This window comes from Mesorhizobium sp. C264A (assembly GCF_040324515.1).
Taxonomy (GTDB): domain Bacteria; phylum Pseudomonadota; class Alphaproteobacteria; order Rhizobiales; family Rhizobiaceae; genus Mesorhizobium.
This window is the reverse complement of sequence record NZ_JAMYVY010000001.1, coordinates 1567038-1581418: the sequence shown is the minus strand read 5'-3', so window position 1 is coordinate 1581418 and position 14381 is coordinate 1567038. Positions and strand designations below refer to the sequence as shown.

Sequence of the window (14381 nt, the reverse complement as noted above, 5' to 3'; positions counted from 1 at the left end):
CTCCCGTTACAATACGATGTCGGTCCAGAGCTCGGACGGATCCGGCTCTGCGTCGTGCTGGGCAAATTCGGCGGCGTCGGCGACGATGTCGCGGACTTCCTTGTCGATGTTCTTGAGCTCGTCCTCGGTCGCCCACTTCTTGGCCGTCAGCCGCGCCTTGACCTGCTCGATCGGATCATGATCCGAGCGCATCTTCTGCACTTCTTCCTTGGAGCGGTATTTCGCGGGATCCGACATCGAGTGACCGCGATAGCGATAGGTCTGCATCTCGAGGATGATCGGACCGTTGCCGGCACGGCACCATTCGGTCGCCTGATCGCCGGCGGATTTGACCGCACGCACATCCATGCCGTCGACCTGAATGCCGGGAATCTTGAACGAGGCGCCGCGATGCGAAAAATTGGTTTCGGCCGACGAGCGCGACACCGAAGTGCCCATGGCGTAGCGGTTGTTCTCGATGATGTAGATCACCGGCAGCTTCCACAGCGAGGCCATGTTGAAGCTTTCATAGACCTGACCCTGATTGGCAGCGCCATCGCCGAAATAGGTCAGCGACACATTGTTGTTGTCGCGGTAGCGGTTGGCGAAGGCGAGACCGGTGCCGAGCGAGACCTGCGCGCCGACAATGCCGTGGCCGCCGTAAAAATGCTTCTCCTTGGAGAACATGTGCATGGAGCCGCCCTTGCCCCTCGACAGGCCGCCACGGCGTCCGGTCAGCTCTGCCATGACGCCCCGCGGTGACAGTTCCATCGCCAGCATGTGGCCATGGTCGCGATAGGCGGTGATCATCTGGTCGCCGTTGATCAGCGACATCTTCATGCCGGTGACGACCGCTTCCTGGCCGATATAGAGGTGGCAGAAGCCGCCGATAAAGCCCATGCCGTAGAGCTGGCCGGCCTTTTCCTCGAAGCGGCGGATAAGCAGCATGTGCCGGTAGGCGGCAAGCTCCTCGTCCTTGGTGAAGTCGGCCGGCTTGGGGGCGGAAAGCCCGGTTGATTTGGCGGATGTCGATTTAACGGATTTGGCAGGCGCTTTTTTGGCGGCGGTGGCCATGCATCACTCCCTGTTGGCGTCTCTTTGCGGACACTAAAGCAGACCATGTCTGCTCCGGGGAGGATCAGCTCCTCCCCACCGATTGGAAGGAAGCTAACATGCGAGACCGCGTTTCGCCATGCAGAAAAACGCATGGCTGGCATGCATCTAAACGCCTAGAATCATTGGAAATAAAAGCGATTAACCGAAATTAGGTTATTTCGAATTGGCCGGCAGCATGATGGTGATTTCATCGGGCTGGGACAGATTGAGCGCCCGGCGTGCCTGCTCGTCGAGCATATCCTTTTCAAGCGTGCCCTCATGCATCAGCTGGACGCGCCGCTCCAGATCGATCCGGCGCGCCTTGATGGCATCGTACTTGGCCTGCAATTCGATGGTCTGCGCTTCGAGCTGATATTTGGAATTGATGCCGAACTCGCCATGATAGGCATGGAAGCCGAAATAGGCCAGGAACGCCACGCAAAGCGACGGGATGATCAGCCGGCCGGTGTTTCTCTGCTTGTGCTGGCGTGTCCACATGGTCGCAATCCTTTGACCGCCATTTGTCGCTCGATTGTGCTTAATGGACGGTTACGGACAGGTGCATTAGCCAGCGGCCGCAACGAAAAAGGGCGGGAAAATCCCGCCCTTCCATCGTTTTCGCCAGTTCGGCAGAATTTAGGCTTTGACCACCGACTTGCCAGCGTAGCGCGCCTGCTTGCCGAGCTCTTCCTCGATGCGGATCAGCTGGTTGTACTTGGCCATGCGATCCGAGCGCGACAGCGAACCGGTCTTGATCTGCCCGCAATTGGTGGCGACGGCGAGGTCGGCGATGGTCGAATCCTCGGTTTCGCCCGAACGGTGCGACATGACGGCTGTGTAGCCTGCCTTGTGCGCGGTCTCGACAGCGTCGAGCGTTTCGGTAAGCGAGCCGATCTGGTTGACCTTGACCAGGATCGAATTGGCGACACCCATGCGGATGCCGTCGCGCAGCCGCGCCGTGTTGGTGACGAAGAGGTCGTCGCCAACCAGCTGCGTCTTGTTGCCGATCAGGTCGGTCAGGTACTTCCAGCCCTCCCAGTCGTCCTCGGCCAGGCCGTCCTCGATCGAGATGATCGGATAGTCGGCGGCAAGCTTGGCCAGGTACTTGGCCTGCGCCTTGGGATCGCGGGTCCTCTTCTCGCCCTCATAGACGTAATTGCCGTCCTTGAAGAATTCGGTCGCCGCACAGTCGAGACCAAGCGCGATCTCCTCGCCCGGCTTGAAGCCGGCCTTCTCGATCGATTCCATGATGAAATCGAGCGCCACCGGCGCACTCTTCAGATTGGGCGCGAAGCCGCCTTCGTCGCCGACATTGGTGTTGTGGCCGGCATCCTTGAGCTTCTTGCGCAGCGTGTGGAAGATTTCCGAGCCCCAGCGCACGCCTTCGCGCAGCGTCGGCGCGCCGACCGGCAGGATCATGAATTCCTGGAAATCGATCGGATTGTCGGCATGCGCGCCGCCATTGATGATGTTCATCATGGGCACCGGCAGCAAATGCGCCTTGGTGCCGCCGACATAGCGGTAGAGCGGCAGGCCGGCGGCTTCCGCCGCGGCCTTGGCGACCGCCAGCGAGACGCCGAGGATGGCGTTGGCGCCGAGCCGGCTCTTGTTGGGCGTGCCGTCGAGCTCGATCATGGTCTGGTCGATGTGGATCTGGTTTTCGGCTTCCAAGCCGCCGATCGCCTCGAACAGCTCGCCATTGACGGCCTCGACCGCCTTGAGCACGCCCTTGCCGAGATAGCGGGCGCCACCGTCGCGCAGTTCGACGGCCTCATGCGCGCCGGTCGACGCGCCCGACGGCACCGCGGCGCGGCCCATCGAGCCGTCTTCGAGGACGACGTCGACCTCGACGGTCGGATTTCCACGGCTGTCCAGGATTTCACGCCCGACAATGTCGATGATGGCGGTCATTGCGATGTCCCCGATTGATCGATTGAAAGCGTCGCGCCCCTCTTAGCCAAAGTGCCGCAAAAGGCAATCAGGAATGGCATGAAATAATGGTGACAGTCGCCCCATGCGCTCAGGCCGTGGGGCATGGGCGACGCCATCTGAACGCAAACAGCCCGCCCTGACGTCATATGTCTGGCGCGGCATGGGGTGGGTGCCCCGCCCCTGCGGCAATGCCTTTGTCACGAAACCAGGCGGCACACAAACTCCACCCGATGCTTCAAAAGAGGCTACCGCCAACGTGACAAACTTCACAATGCAGAGAATTCGAAGATGTTAGGGTCACATCTACAACGCGAACTATTTGGCGACCACAGTGAAATCAACAAACTTGAACTCTTTGGGGAGGCGGCAATGGCAGCGATTTCAGGTACTGGCTGGGAACTTCTTATTAGTCGCCAAGTCGAGCATACGAGGGGCACCAGACGCAGGACAGTTGGTACCTATAAAGTCTTTCACAACGGCACGGCAGTAACGGGTCTATCGGGGTTCGTGTGTGAATCTCGCGGCCCAGGCGACAATTCCAAAGAAGACAATGGCAGGCGCATCGAGCCCGGAACCTATCCACTGGCGACGCAGGCCGGAGGCAAATATGTGACCATCGGCTACACTGGCGGCAAGACGCCACCCAAACCTGGACTCGAACTGCTGAAGACCAACAAGCGCACCGAAATCCTGATCCATCCGGGCGTCAATTTCCTGTCCAGCGTCGGGTGCATCAATCCGACGAAGAAGGTGAGCGGTCCGCTTTCCGACATGGATTTCACGGAGAGCCGGACACGCGTAATCGCCCTCATCGACGATCTGAAAACCTTTGCCGGCGGTGGCTTCCCGAAAAGCAACGGCAAGCGAATTCCCAATGCTTCGGTGGTCGTCGAAGGCGAGCCGGTGCTCTCGACCGAGAGTGTCGAGAGCGTGCTCGAAGCCGTTGCGGGCGATCCGAACAAGGGTTTGCCAGCAGCGGTCTTCCAGAAATTCGCGCCGAGACCGGCAAGCGGTTCCAAGCGAACAATCTATGACGGTTACATCGGCGCCTTTACCTCCGACAAAGGCCTCAAGACACTTGGCCATCATGGCGTGTGCAACAACTATGATCGGCTGATGCATTTCTTCGCTCAAGCGGCGATGGAAACCGGTGGCTTCACCCTCATTCGCGAATCCCTGACCTACACGACCGTGGCGGCAATCCGGAACGCATGGAGGTCGCGAGCCGCGGGCAAGACGGATCAGTGGATCAAGGACAACCTGCTGCGCAAGCCGCAAGCCCTGGGCGACTGGGCCTATGGCGGCCGCATGGGCAATGTGAAAGGAACGTTGGACGGCTTCAATTTCCGCGGCGGCGGCACGTTCCAGACCACCGGGCGCGACGCGTACACGGCCAAGGGCAAGCTCGCCAAGGTTGACCTCGCCAATCATCCTGAACTGATCGAGGATCCGCAGACTTCGCTGCTCGCAGCTTGCGCCGAATGGAAAGGGTCAGGCTGCAATGCCTTTGCCGATGCCGGCCTGATCAAAAAGATCTCGCGCGCGATCAACGTCGGCAACGCCAATTCCGCCACGCAGGCCAATGGCGAAGCGGATCGGATCGCCTGGCACGAAAAGATTTTCAAGGCGGTGAAGAATGCCGGACTCCTCGGCTGAGCATGCCTCGGATCACGTTCGACAACACCACGTCATCATAATTCAGAGATAACAATCTCTGTGTCGACTAGGATGGTGATGCGCGGGGCGAAACAGGAGGAGTTTCGCCATGTCCGAGTTGAGCGGTATCGTGAGTTTGTTCCTGATCGCGGCGGCGTTCCTGACGTCCTGCGATACGCAGCAGCCGCCCAGGGCGGCGACGCAGCTGTCCACGCTTCATGCAGCAGAATAATTTAGAAACTGTCGGGTTGCACTGAAAAGGCCCCCGTTTCGGAATTCGGGGGCCTTTTCACGTCAGGCGTCAGCGCAGCTGATCAATGCCAATACGGCGTGACCTTGTAGTAATCATAGGAAGCGTCACGTGCGGCCTCGCCATCGGCGCCGGCCAGTTCATTGATCGAATAGGCGGGTGCTGCCTTCAGCTGCTCCTTCGAGAACGGCACGACATAGCCGCCCTTGTCCTCGTCATAGTCGAGGCTCGCCCACGGAATGGCGTGATACTTCTCGCCAATGCCGAGAAATCCACCGAACCCGATCACCGCGAACATGATGCCGTTCGACGTCTTGTCGAGCATGATGTCCTCGATGCTGCCGATGCTCGTGCCTTCGGTGTTGTAGACCGACGTGCCGATGACGCGCGAAGCGGCGATGGCTTCGGTGTGGCCTGTCTGGGTGGTCATGGCTGCTGCTCCTCATGTCGTTGATCGATACTTTGACAATGAGGTGCGCGGGCGAAAGTTCCCGTTTTTCGAGCGGCGGGCGGTTACTCCGCGAGGATGAACGTCACCTTCATGTTGACACGATAGGCCGCGATCCTGCCGTCCTCGACGACGATCTTCTGGTCCTGGATCCAGGCGCCTTCGACGTTCTTCAGGGTCTTTGAGGCGCGCTCAATCCCCTTCTCGATGGCGTCCTGAAAGCTCTTTTTCGACGACGACGTGATTTCGGTGACGCGGGCGACGGACATGGCTTCCTCCTGCCAAGACGCTCATTTGCAGCAGCGAGCCTACAGCCGGCTTATGCCTTCCACAAGCAGGGCAGCGCGCGCGCCATAGCCGAAACCATCAGCCTCGGTTCAGGTCAGCAGCATTCTTGGCGATGCGGTCGAATGCCATCAGTCTTTCGAGCAGCGCCGGCATGTCCTTCAGCGGCAGCATGTTGGGCCCGTCGGAGGAGGTCGAATTGTCGGGATCCTGGTGGGTCTCTATGAACACGCCGGCGACGCCGACGGCAACGGCAGCCCGCGCCAGCGTCTCGACAAAGCGGCGCTCGCCACCGGAGGAACCGCCCTGCCCGCCCGGCTGCTGCACCGAATGGGTGGCGTCGAAAATCACCGGCGCGCCGATCTCGGCCATCACGGGCAAAGCCCGCATGTCCGACACCAGCGTGTTGTAGCCGAAGGAAGCGCCGCGCTCGGTGGTCAGCACATTGGGGTTGCCGGAGCCGGTGATCTTGGCCACCACGTTCTTCATGTCCCAGGGCGCCAGGAACTGCCCCTTCTTGACGTTGATCACCTTGCCGGTCTTGGCCGCGGCGACCAGCATGTCGGTCTGGCGCGACAGGAAGGCCGGGATCTGCAGCACATCGACATGGTGCGCTACGATCGCGCACTGCTCCTCGGTGTGGACATCGGTCAGAATGGGAAGCGAAAACGCCTTGCGCAACTCGTCGAACACCGGAAGCGCCGCGTCCATGCCGGCGCCGCGCGTTGCCGACAGCGAGGTGCGGTTGGCCTTGTCGTAGCTGGTCTTGTAGACGAGGCCGATGCCGAGCTTGCCGGTCAGTTCCTTCAGCGCGCCGGCCATGTCGAAAGCGTGCTGGCGCGATTCGAACTGGCACGGGCCGGCGATCAACGCCAAGGGCCCGCTATTGTCGAAGACGACGTTGCCGACGGTTACCGACGAATTCGGCGCCATCGAATTAGGCCCTTGCGGCTTGCTCATGGGGTCTCCCGGAAGATGAAAGCCGCGCCCTGTCCGGATGCCGGCTGCACGACGATTTCGTTGCCCGCTATATCGTGCCCGACGGCGTTGTCTGCAAGCAGCCTCGCGACAGCGCCGACACTGCGGACTGAAAAGACAATCGCGGCGAAGCGAACTCTTGTCGGCGCACCGGCCGGAATGTCGAAGCGCGCGGTGAAAGCCGCAGGATCCAGAACGGTCAGACGCGCATTCGGCAGGTCGAAGACCGCGCTGCTCTGCTGCTCCGAGCCAACCACTGTCGAGATCAGGCTGATCTGTGTGGAAGGCACATCGCTGACCGCAACGACTTCGGCAATGCCGGTCACGCCATTGGCATGAGCGTGCAGCGCCGTACGGTCGATTTGAGGGGCGTTGATCCGCTCGCAAGCGAACAGAAAGGCGTCCATCGTCTCGGCGCCGGCGGCGAAAGCCAGTTTGAACGAGGCCATGTCGCTCTTTCCGGCCGTGTCGGTGAAGGCGCGGGAAAAGCTCAGCACGTCCCCCGCCGACAGACCGGCCGAGACATAGCGCGCATGATCCGCATCGGCATCATCGGTGGCCAGCACCACGGCGGAAAAGCCCTCATCGCCCAGGCTGGCGCGATAGAGCCGGTCGCGGGCGACAAAGACATTGCCGCCGGCGATCGCACTCGCTGCCACCTGTTCATTCCCAACCGCCAGCGGTTCGAGATAGGTGCCGTCGGCAAGGAAGACGCAGCAATTTTCGGTGCCGAAGGGATGAATGCCGGTTGGCGCGACGATGAAGCCAAGCGATGTCAGCCGCGCCCGCGCCACGGCGAGGCTCGCCGTCGGCAGCACCAGATGGTCAAGCGGATGGGTCGTGCTGGTCATGCCGGCGCGGTGTGCATCATTCCCGAAATTGGTTCAAGGCCTCTTGCCGGCCCGATCAGGCCGTCGCCACGATATCGGCCGAATAGCGCAATTCGCGCAAGGGTTTGACTCGGCTGGTCGTCTCGGCATAGAGCGGGTGCGCCTTGTATGCGGCAAGCGCGGCCTCATCCTCGAACTCGGCATAGACGACCACGTCGATCGCATCCGACAGCGGATCGACCTTGGTGTTGAGCGTCACCTCGAAGAGGCTTGAATGCGGGATCTTGCCCAGTGTGAGCAAGCCCGTGCGCACGGCCTCGACATCGTCCTTGCGCCGCGCGCTGAAGAAAACGATATGCCGGATCACGCCTGCCTCCACGTTCGATTTGCGGCATGTTTTGTGTGAGCGGGACCGTCGCGTCAACCGCCACGATGTCGCGCCCGGCAATGCCGGCAGGCGACTTTGCAGAGGCGCAAAAAGCTAGGCTTTGCCGGTGACGTAGCGCACGACGCGCGACATCTCCCTGACCGTCGTGTCGAGATAGCGGCCCTGATTGTAGAGGCCATCCCAGATCAGGAAAAAGGCGATGGCGGTGATGACGATGACGTAACGCATGGCTGAAACTAACGTATGTGGCTGTTCCTAACCACAGCGATTTCACCGGCGGTCGCTCGCCCTCACCGATTCTGGCCCCAGGCACGCCACCTGGGCCAGTGCCGGGCACGGCTTGCCTCTTGAAGTTCCGGTCGATGCGGTGGAAGATTGTGGCGAAAATTTAAGCAGGCTACGGCGTTCGCGCCTGGCGAATGAAAGTGGAGGATGTGGAGGCCGGCAGATCTTGCGCCGCCCCCGCGGAAGTCCAGGGGGGTGTGAGATGGCTGTCAGGGAATACAAAGGCATCGGCGACGCCATCAGGCTGGACGAACTCAATTTCGCCGAGATCGTCAAGGGCCTGCCGGCCAAGGCGCGCATGGTGCTGTCGGCGGCGATGAAATTGCCGCGCGGTTCGCTGAAGGTGAGGATGCCGGATGGCCGGGCGGTGCTTGTCGGCGGCAACGGACCCGGGCCGGATGCCGAGCTGGTGTTGAAGAACTGGCGCCTGCCCGGCCGTGCCTTTTCCGGCGGCACCATCGGCGTTGCCGAATCCTACATGGACGGCGACTGGGAAAGCCCTGATGTAACCAGCTTCCTCGAACTGTTCGTCGTCAACTCGGCCGTTGGGGAACGCATTGCCGGCGGCGCCAACTGGCTCATCAACACGGTCCAGCGCATCCGCCACTGGTTCAACGAAAACACCCGCACCGGCTCGAAGCGCAACATCTCGGCGCATTACGATCTCGGCAACGCCTTCTACAAGCAATGGCTCGATCCCAGCATGACCTATTCGTCGGCGCTCTATGCGACCGGCGCCAACGACCTGGAAAGCGCTCAGGCCGCCAAATACCGCGCGCTTGCCAAGGATACCGGCATCGGCACGAAGGACCATGTGCTCGAGATCGGCTGCGGCTGGGGCGGTTTTGCTGAATTTGCCGCGCGCGAGATCGGCTGCCGCGTCACCGGCCTGACCATCAGCCGCGAACAGCACGATTTCGCCAAGGCGCGCATCCAGAAGGCGGGACTGTCTGACAAGGTCGACATCAAGCTGCAGGATTACCGAGACGAAACGGGCACTTACGACCGCATCGCCTCGATCGAGATGTTCGAGGCGGTCGGCGAAAAATATTGGCCGGTATTTTTCGGCAAGATGAAGGCATGCCTGAGGCCCGGCGGCACCGCCGGCCTGCAGATCATCACCATCAACGAGGCCGCTTACGACACCTATCGGGCGCGGCCGGATTTCATCCAGCGCTATGTCTTCCCAGGCGGCATGCTGCCGACGCCGTCGATCCTGAAGACGCTGGGCAGCGACCATGGCCTTGCCCATCTGCGCGAGCGCGTCTTTCCGGACGACTATGCCCGCACGCTTGCCGAATGGCGCAACCGCTTCTGGGCGTCGTGGGAAAAGATCGTCCCGCTCGGCTTCGACGACCGCTTCAAGAAGCTTTGGGAATTTTATCTCCACTATTGCGAAGCCGGCTTCAGGGCCAGCTACATCGACGTGCGCCAGGTGGTCTACAAGGCCTGATCCGAAGCGTGATTGAGCGGGCGTATGCCCGCTCGTTTTCCCTGTTACCTGCGCGTTTGCCTCAAAGCAGGATGCGATACTTCGCAAACCCGGATTCGCCCTCGCCGGCCGGCTCGATCTTGAGCGATTTCACTCCCGATATAAAATCCTTCGCTTTGGGGCCGGTCTCGAACACGACGCTGGTGCCGGGCAGCGGCGTGAACGACCAATTGTCGTCGGCCAAGGGATTGATCGTGCCTTCGCTAACGACGTAGCGCACGATCACGTCGCGGTTGGTGTCCGGCGCCTCGTAGATGATCTTCGAGGCATTGATGTCGGGGAAATTGCCGCCACCGCCGGCGCGGTAATTGTTGGTGGCGACGACGAATTTCGCTGCCGGATCAATAGGCTTGCCGTCGAAGCTGAGGCCGACGATGCGGTTCGAGCCGGCATTGGCGACGCCACCCTTGGCATCGTATTTCGGCAGCTGCGACAGGTCTATTCCGTAGCTGACGCCATCGATCACATCGAAATTGTAGGACGGGAATTCGGTGTCGATGAGCGCCTGGTCGGCCTTGCCCGGCTCGATCTTCCTGAAAATGCCGGCCGACATTTCCAGCCATTCCTTCACTTGCGCGCCGGTGATTTCGACGGCGCGCACCGTGTTCGGATAGAGATAGAGGTCGGCGACGTTCTTGATGGCGATGTCGCCCACCGGCACGTCGGTATAGTAGTCGGCGCCGTTGCGCCCGCCGGCCTTGAAGGGTGCTGCCGCCGACAGCAGCGGCACATCCTTCCACTGCGTGCTCTTCAATATGTCCTTGAGGTACCAACTCTGCGCCTGGTTGACGATCTGCACCGACGGATCGTCGGCGACCAGCGCGAAATAGGAATAGAGCGGCGCCGAGGTCTTGCCGACCGGTCGGCGGACATAGGCAAGTGTCGCCTCATGGTCCGCCTTCAGCGCATCGACGACGCGCTGGTCGTCCGCCACCGTCGGCTTGTTTGCCTTGTCGACGCGCTGGTAGATCGGCCTTGCCTCCGATGTGGCCGAGGCTACGCGCCATTTCGATCCGTCCCGTTCCAGAAGCAGATCGATCAGTCCCATATGCGAGCCCCAGAAACCGCCCATCACGGCGGGCTTGCCCTGCAGCGTGCCTTTCTCGGTGTCGACGCCTTCGAGCGCCTGAAAATCCTTCTTACCGGGGAAGACGAGATGCTGATGGCCGGTGAACACCGCATCGATGCCTTCGACGCCGGCGACGAAGAAGGAGGCGTTCTCCATGCCGTCGCCCTGCTTGATATCGATGCCGGAATGCGAGAGCGCGATGACGATGTCGGCGCCCTCCTCCTTGATCTGCGGCACCCATGCCCTGGCCGCCTCGACGATGTCGCGCGTCCTGACATTGCCTTCCAGGTTCTTCAGGTCCCAGACCATGATCTGCGGCGGCACAAAGCCGATGATGCCGATCTTGATCGGCTGCTCGGCGCCCGACCCGTCCTTGATCTTCTTGTCGAGGATGACATAGGGCTTGAGGTAGAGCTTGTCGCCGCGCGGTTTGGCGGCAAGCTCGGTGCCGCGGATCAGATTGGCGCAGACGAAGGGGAAATTGGCTCCGGCCAGCACCTTGTCGAGGAACGACAGGCCGTAATTGAACTCGTGATTGCCGAGCGTCGAGCACTCATAGCCCAGCAGGTTCATGCCCTTCATGATCGGATGCAGATCGCCTTCCTTGAGGCCCTTCTCATAGGCGATGTAATCGCCCATCGGATTGCCCTGCAAAAGATCGCCATTGTCGATCAGCATCGCATTGGTGGCTTCCTTGCGCACCGCCGCGATCAGTGAGGCCGTCCGTGACAGGCCCATCGTGTCGTTGGCTTTGTCTGCGTAGTAGTCGTAAGGCAGCACATTCACATGGATGTCGGTGGTCTCCATGATCCTCAGATGCGCCTGATTGGCCTGCGCGCGGGCGGAAAACGGATGGAGCATGATCAGCGCCCCGCTGGCGGCCGTACCGGCAAGAAAACTACGGCGGGAGACGGGGTAATTGAGATGCGGCATTGGTTTTCCTTCCCAGCGACGTGACAAGATCCCAGCCCCGAGCGGAAGCTTCGCGCCGAAAACCGGCCATGTCCATCGGGAAGTCAGTCGATCAGCTAAAGGTGACGGCTGGATGAATATCCTTGGCCGCGGTTGAGAACCTCAGCCCTTGTTATCATCGCCCTGGGTGATCAGCCGCGCGCTGCGCTGGCCGGTGAAATAGATCCATAGCCAGCTAAGCGACACCGAGAGCCGGTTGCGAAAACCGATCAGGAAGTAGATATGCGCCACGCCCCACAGCCACCAGGCAAGCCATCCCGTGAGCTTGATCGAGCCGAAATCGATCGCGGCTGCCCACTTGCCGATCGTCGCCAGGTCGCCGGCATGTTTGTAGCGGAAAGGGCGCGGCGCGCTATCGCCGGCCAGCCGCGCCCTGATCGTCGCGGCAACATGCTTGCCCTCCTGCTTGGCCGAGGGCGCCACGCCGGGCACCGGTTTGCCGTCCGGCCGCAAGACATGCGCGGTGTCTCCGATGACGAAGATTTCAGGACTGTTCGGCACGGTCAGATCGGGCTCGACCATTACCCTGCCCGCCCGGTCCACCGGCGCGCCCAGCCACTCTCCCGCGGGCGAAGCCGCTACGCCGGCGGCCCACAGGATGGTTCGCGCCGGCAGATGCGTCTCGCCAAAGACGACGCCTTCGGCATCGAGGCGCGTGACGGCGCGGCCAAGCTCGACCGTGACGCCCCGCCGCTCCAGCGCCTTGCGCGCATAGTCGGACAGCTTTGGCGCGAAATTGGCTAGGATCCTGTCTCCGGCCTCCACCAGCACCACACGCGCCTCACGCGTGTCGATGTTGCGGAATTCGCCGCGCAGCGTTTCATGCGCGAGTTCGACAATGGTGCCGGCAAGCTCCACGCCGGTCGGGCCGCCGCCGACGATGACCAGTGTCAGCAGTGCCTGGCGCGTGGCCGGATCGGTCTCGCGCTCGGCCTGCTCGAAGGCGAGCAGGATGCGCCGGCGAATGGTAGTTGCGTCTTCAAGCGTCTTCAGCCCAGGCGCGAAAGGCTCCCATTCGTCGTGGCCGAAATAAGCATGACGCGCGCCGGTGGCGAGCACCAGCGTGTCGTAGGGAACAGAACTGCCGTCCTCAAGCAGCACGCGTTTGCCTGGGCGGTCGACGCCGGTGACGTTGCCGAGCAGGGTCGTCACGTCCTCGCGCTTGCGCAGCAGATGACGGATCGGCCAGGCAACTTCCGAGGTCGCCAGCGAGGTGGTCGCCACCTGGTAGAGCAGCGGCTGGAAAAGGTGATGGTTGCGCTTGTCGATCATGGTGATGCGCACGGGTGCGCCGGCCAGCGCCCGGGTGAGTTCGAGACCGCCGAACCCTGCGCCGACGACAACGACATGATGGCTGGTTTCACTCATCGCATTCACCCCTGTTTGTCTCTCTTTATCTAGTGATTTTTGTGCACCGCAACAATGTCGCGGCGCGCTAGACTGCCGCGCGTAAGGCTGCCCAGGACTCGTCGCCGGATGTCGCGAATGCCTATGTCGGCAAGCCTGGACGGGTATAGCCTTGCAGGGGCTGGAACCACGGGAGTGAAGCATGGCCAACGACGATGACAAAGATCGCAAAGGGCGGGCGCAATATTCTTCGCCGCCTTGCTTCATGCACGAACTCGATCCGGAATTTCGCGCGCCATTGACCGACTGGACCGATGTGCGCCGTTGGCGCAAGGCCGAGCGCGAGCGTCTGATCGCGGCACGGTTGGCGGTTTCCGCCGATGCGCGGGTGGCGATGTCGCGGGCTATCGCCGAAGGGCTCGACGCGGCAATCGGCGACATTGCCGGCCGCATGGTCAGCCTCTATTGGCCGTTTCGCGGCGAGCCGGACCTGCGGTCGTGGATGGCGTCGATCAACCAGCGCGGCGGCCGCACGGCACTGCCAGTCGTCATCGAGAAGGGCCAGCCGCTGATCTTCCGCGCTTATGTGCCTGGCGACCGGCTGGAAAAAGGCGTCTGGAACATCCCTATCCCCGCCGAAGGCGACCCGGTGCTGCCCGACATCGTCATCTCGCCGATCGTCGGCATCGACCCGCGAAACTACCGCCTGGGCTATGGCGGTGGCTTCTTCGACCGCACGCTGGCTGCCATGCCGTTCAAGCCATTGGTCGTCGGCGTCGGCTACGAACTGCAGCGCATCGCCACCATTTACCCGCAGCCGCACGACATCCCGATGGACCGGCTGGTGACCGAGGCTGCTCAGGGCTAGGCCAGTTCCGGCTTCATCCCCATGGCGGTCCGGTCGACGATCTCGCGCAAGGCAAACGACGAATTGATCTTGGTCACATGCGGCATCGCCGATAGCCACTCCTTGTGGATGCGCTCATAGTCGACCAGATCCTTGGCGGCGATGCGCAGGATATAGTCGTATTCGCCCGACATCAGGTGGCACGACAGCACATTGGGGCAGCGCTTGATCGCCGCCTCGAAATCCGACAGCGTCTTTTCGAATTGCCCCGACAGCGATATGTGCACGATCGCCGTCATCTGGTGGCCGAGCGCGGCATTCGAAAGCCGGGCGTGATAGCCGCGGATGGTGCCGGATTTCTCCAGATTGTCGAGCCGGCGCGAACAGGCCGACTGCGACAGGCCGACCCTTTCGGCGAGCGCCGCATTGGGTATGCGCCCATCCTTCTGCAGAGCCTCGAGAATGGCGATATCGATCCTGTCGAGCGGCATTTCTCGTGATTCCTGCGAAATTTCCTTGATTTCGCGC

At 61.6% G+C, this 14381-nt stretch carries 16 protein-coding genes; 4 read left to right on the top strand and 12 right to left on the bottom strand.

Features of this window, described 5'->3' with window-relative positions; genetic code table 11:
* Positions 1 to 6 precede the first annotated feature (6 nt).
* The 3 genes from pdhA to eno all read right to left on the bottom strand — a co-directional run bounded on the left by pdhA (position 7) and on the right by eno (position 2985).
* Complete coding sequence (pdhA, locus tag NKL04_RS07735) at positions 7 to 1053, bottom strand: pyruvate dehydrogenase (acetyl-transferring) E1 component subunit alpha (protein WP_023682559.1); 1047 nt, start codon at positions 1051 to 1053, stop codon at positions 7 to 9.
* A gap of 195 nt (positions 1054 to 1248) precedes the next feature.
* Positions 1249 to 1572, bottom strand: a complete 324-nt coding sequence (locus NKL04_RS07730) for an FtsB family cell division protein (RefSeq protein WP_023682560.1) — start codon at positions 1570 to 1572, stop codon at positions 1249 to 1251.
* Between the two features lie 138 nt (positions 1573 to 1710).
* Positions 1711 to 2985 carry a phosphopyruvate hydratase gene (gene eno / locus NKL04_RS07725; protein ID WP_023701745.1) on the bottom strand — a complete coding sequence of 425 codons (1275 nt, stop codon included), beginning with the start codon at positions 2983 to 2985 and terminating at the stop codon, positions 1711 to 1713.
* Positions 2986 to 3171: 186 nt separating this feature from the next.
* On the opposite strand from eno, the gene NKL04_RS07720 reads away from it, so the two are divergent.
* The gene (locus tag NKL04_RS07720; protein ID WP_198029319.1) at positions 3172 to 4662 is read left to right on the top strand and encodes a glycoside hydrolase family 19 protein; all 1491 of its coding nucleotides are present in this window, start codon (positions 3172 to 3174) and stop codon (positions 4660 to 4662) included.
* Positions 4663 to 4771: 109 nt separating this feature from the next.
* Positions 4772 to 4894, top strand: coding sequence for a hypothetical protein (locus NKL04_RS07715; RefSeq protein ID WP_023682563.1), 123 nt, complete (start codon positions 4772 to 4774; stop codon positions 4892 to 4894).
* Between the two features lie 82 nt (positions 4895 to 4976).
* On the opposite strand, the gene NKL04_RS07710 is transcribed toward NKL04_RS07715, so the two are convergent.
* The 6 genes from NKL04_RS07710 to NKL04_RS07685 all read right to left on the bottom strand — a co-directional run bounded on the left by NKL04_RS07710 (position 4977) and on the right by NKL04_RS07685 (position 8069).
* Positions 4977 to 5342 (bottom strand): PRC-barrel domain-containing protein, encoded by a 366-nt coding sequence (locus tag NKL04_RS07710; protein WP_023668909.1) that lies wholly within the window; start codon positions 5340 to 5342, stop codon positions 4977 to 4979.
* Between the two features lie 83 nt (positions 5343 to 5425).
* The gene (locus NKL04_RS07705; protein ID WP_023668908.1) at positions 5426 to 5629 is read right to left on the bottom strand and encodes a dodecin family protein; all 204 of its coding nucleotides are present in this window, start codon (positions 5627 to 5629) and stop codon (positions 5426 to 5428) included.
* Positions 5630 to 5726: 97 nt separating this feature from the next.
* Positions 5727 to 6605 carry a 3-deoxy-8-phosphooctulonate synthase gene (gene kdsA, locus NKL04_RS07700; RefSeq protein WP_023706540.1) on the bottom strand — a complete coding sequence of 293 codons (879 nt, stop codon included), beginning with the start codon at positions 6603 to 6605 and terminating at the stop codon, positions 5727 to 5729.
* On the bottom strand, positions 6602 to 7474 hold the full coding sequence (locus NKL04_RS07695; RefSeq protein WP_023701747.1) for a VOC family protein: 873 nt from the start codon (positions 7472 to 7474) through the stop codon (positions 6602 to 6604). Before NKL04_RS07695 ends, kdsA begins: the two co-directional genes overlap by 4 nt.
* 55 nt (positions 7475 to 7529) lie before the next feature.
* Positions 7530 to 7820, bottom strand: coding sequence for a Dabb family protein (locus NKL04_RS07690; protein WP_023701748.1), 291 nt, complete (start codon positions 7818 to 7820; stop codon positions 7530 to 7532).
* Between the two features lie 114 nt (positions 7821 to 7934).
* On the bottom strand, positions 7935 to 8069 hold the full coding sequence (locus NKL04_RS07685) for a hypothetical protein (RefSeq protein ID WP_023668905.1): 135 nt from the start codon (positions 8067 to 8069) through the stop codon (positions 7935 to 7937).
* 259 nt (positions 8070 to 8328) lie between these two features.
* Here NKL04_RS07685 and NKL04_RS07680 point away from each other — a divergent pair, with 259 nt between their 5' ends.
* Positions 8329 to 9579 carry an SAM-dependent methyltransferase gene (locus NKL04_RS07680; RefSeq protein ID WP_023701749.1) on the top strand — a complete coding sequence of 417 codons (1251 nt, stop codon included), beginning with the start codon at positions 8329 to 8331 and terminating at the stop codon, positions 9577 to 9579.
* Between the two features lie 61 nt (positions 9580 to 9640).
* Here NKL04_RS07680 and NKL04_RS07675 read toward each other — a convergent pair whose 3' ends face one another.
* Complete coding sequence (locus NKL04_RS07675) at positions 9641 to 11620, bottom strand: bifunctional 2',3'-cyclic-nucleotide 2'-phosphodiesterase/3'-nucleotidase (protein WP_023701750.1); 1980 nt, start codon at positions 11618 to 11620, stop codon at positions 9641 to 9643.
* 141 nt (positions 11621 to 11761) lie between these two features.
* Positions 11762 to 13027, bottom strand: a complete 1266-nt coding sequence (locus tag NKL04_RS07670) for an NAD(P)/FAD-dependent oxidoreductase (RefSeq protein ID WP_023701751.1) — start codon at positions 13025 to 13027, stop codon at positions 11762 to 11764.
* Between the two features lie 181 nt (positions 13028 to 13208).
* Here NKL04_RS07670 and NKL04_RS07665 point away from each other — a divergent pair, with 181 nt between their 5' ends.
* Entirely contained in the window at positions 13209 to 13874 is a 666-nt protein-coding gene (locus NKL04_RS07665; RefSeq protein WP_023701752.1) for a 5-formyltetrahydrofolate cyclo-ligase, read from the top strand.
* On the opposite strand, the gene NKL04_RS07660 is transcribed toward NKL04_RS07665, so the two are convergent.
* Positions 13871 to 14344 (bottom strand): Lrp/AsnC family transcriptional regulator, encoded by a 474-nt coding sequence (locus tag NKL04_RS07660; RefSeq protein ID WP_023668897.1) that lies wholly within the window; start codon positions 14342 to 14344, stop codon positions 13871 to 13873. The two genes, NKL04_RS07665 and NKL04_RS07660, sit on opposite strands and share 4 nt — an antisense overlap.
* Between the last annotated feature and the right edge of the window lie 37 nt (positions 14345 to 14381).

Coding starts and splice junctions, on each gene's coding strand:
- kdsA (WP_023706540.1), bottom strand. CDS start 6,605: ATGAGCAAGCCGCAAGGGCCTAATTCGATGGCGCCGAATTCGTCGGTA.
- NKL04_RS07730 (WP_023682560.1), bottom strand. CDS start 1,572: ATGTGGACACGCCAGCACAAGCAGAGAAACACCGGCCGGCTGATCATC.
- NKL04_RS07685 (WP_023668905.1), bottom strand. CDS start 8,069: ATGCGTTACGTCATCGTCATCACCGCCATCGCCTTTTTCCTGATCTGG.
- NKL04_RS07715 (WP_023682563.1), top strand. CDS start 4,772: ATGTCCGAGTTGAGCGGTATCGTGAGTTTGTTCCTGATCGCGGCGGCG.
- pdhA (WP_023682559.1), bottom strand. CDS start 1,053: ATGGCCACCGCCGCCAAAAAAGCGCCTGCCAAATCCGTTAAATCGACA.
- NKL04_RS07705 (WP_023668908.1), bottom strand. CDS start 5,629: ATGTCCGTCGCCCGCGTCACCGAAATCACGTCGTCGTCGAAAAAGAGC.
- eno (WP_023701745.1), bottom strand. CDS start 2,985: ATGACCGCCATCATCGACATTGTCGGGCGTGAAATCCTGGACAGCCGT.
- NKL04_RS07670 (WP_023701751.1), bottom strand. CDS start 13,027: ATGAGTGAAACCAGCCATCATGTCGTTGTCGTCGGCGCAGGGTTCGGC.
- NKL04_RS07710 (WP_023668909.1), bottom strand. CDS start 5,342: ATGACCACCCAGACAGGCCACACCGAAGCCATCGCCGCTTCGCGCGTC.
- NKL04_RS07660 (WP_023668897.1), bottom strand. CDS start 14,344: ATGCCGCTCGACAGGATCGATATCGCCATTCTCGAGGCTCTGCAGAAG.
- NKL04_RS07675 (WP_023701750.1), bottom strand. CDS start 11,620: ATGCCGCATCTCAATTACCCCGTCTCCCGCCGTAGTTTTCTTGCCGGT.
- NKL04_RS07695 (WP_023701747.1), bottom strand. CDS start 7,474: ATGACCAGCACGACCCATCCGCTTGACCATCTGGTGCTGCCGACGGCG.
- NKL04_RS07665 (WP_023701752.1), top strand. CDS start 13,209: ATGGCCAACGACGATGACAAAGATCGCAAAGGGCGGGCGCAATATTCT.
- NKL04_RS07680 (WP_023701749.1), top strand. CDS start 8,329: ATGGCTGTCAGGGAATACAAAGGCATCGGCGACGCCATCAGGCTGGAC.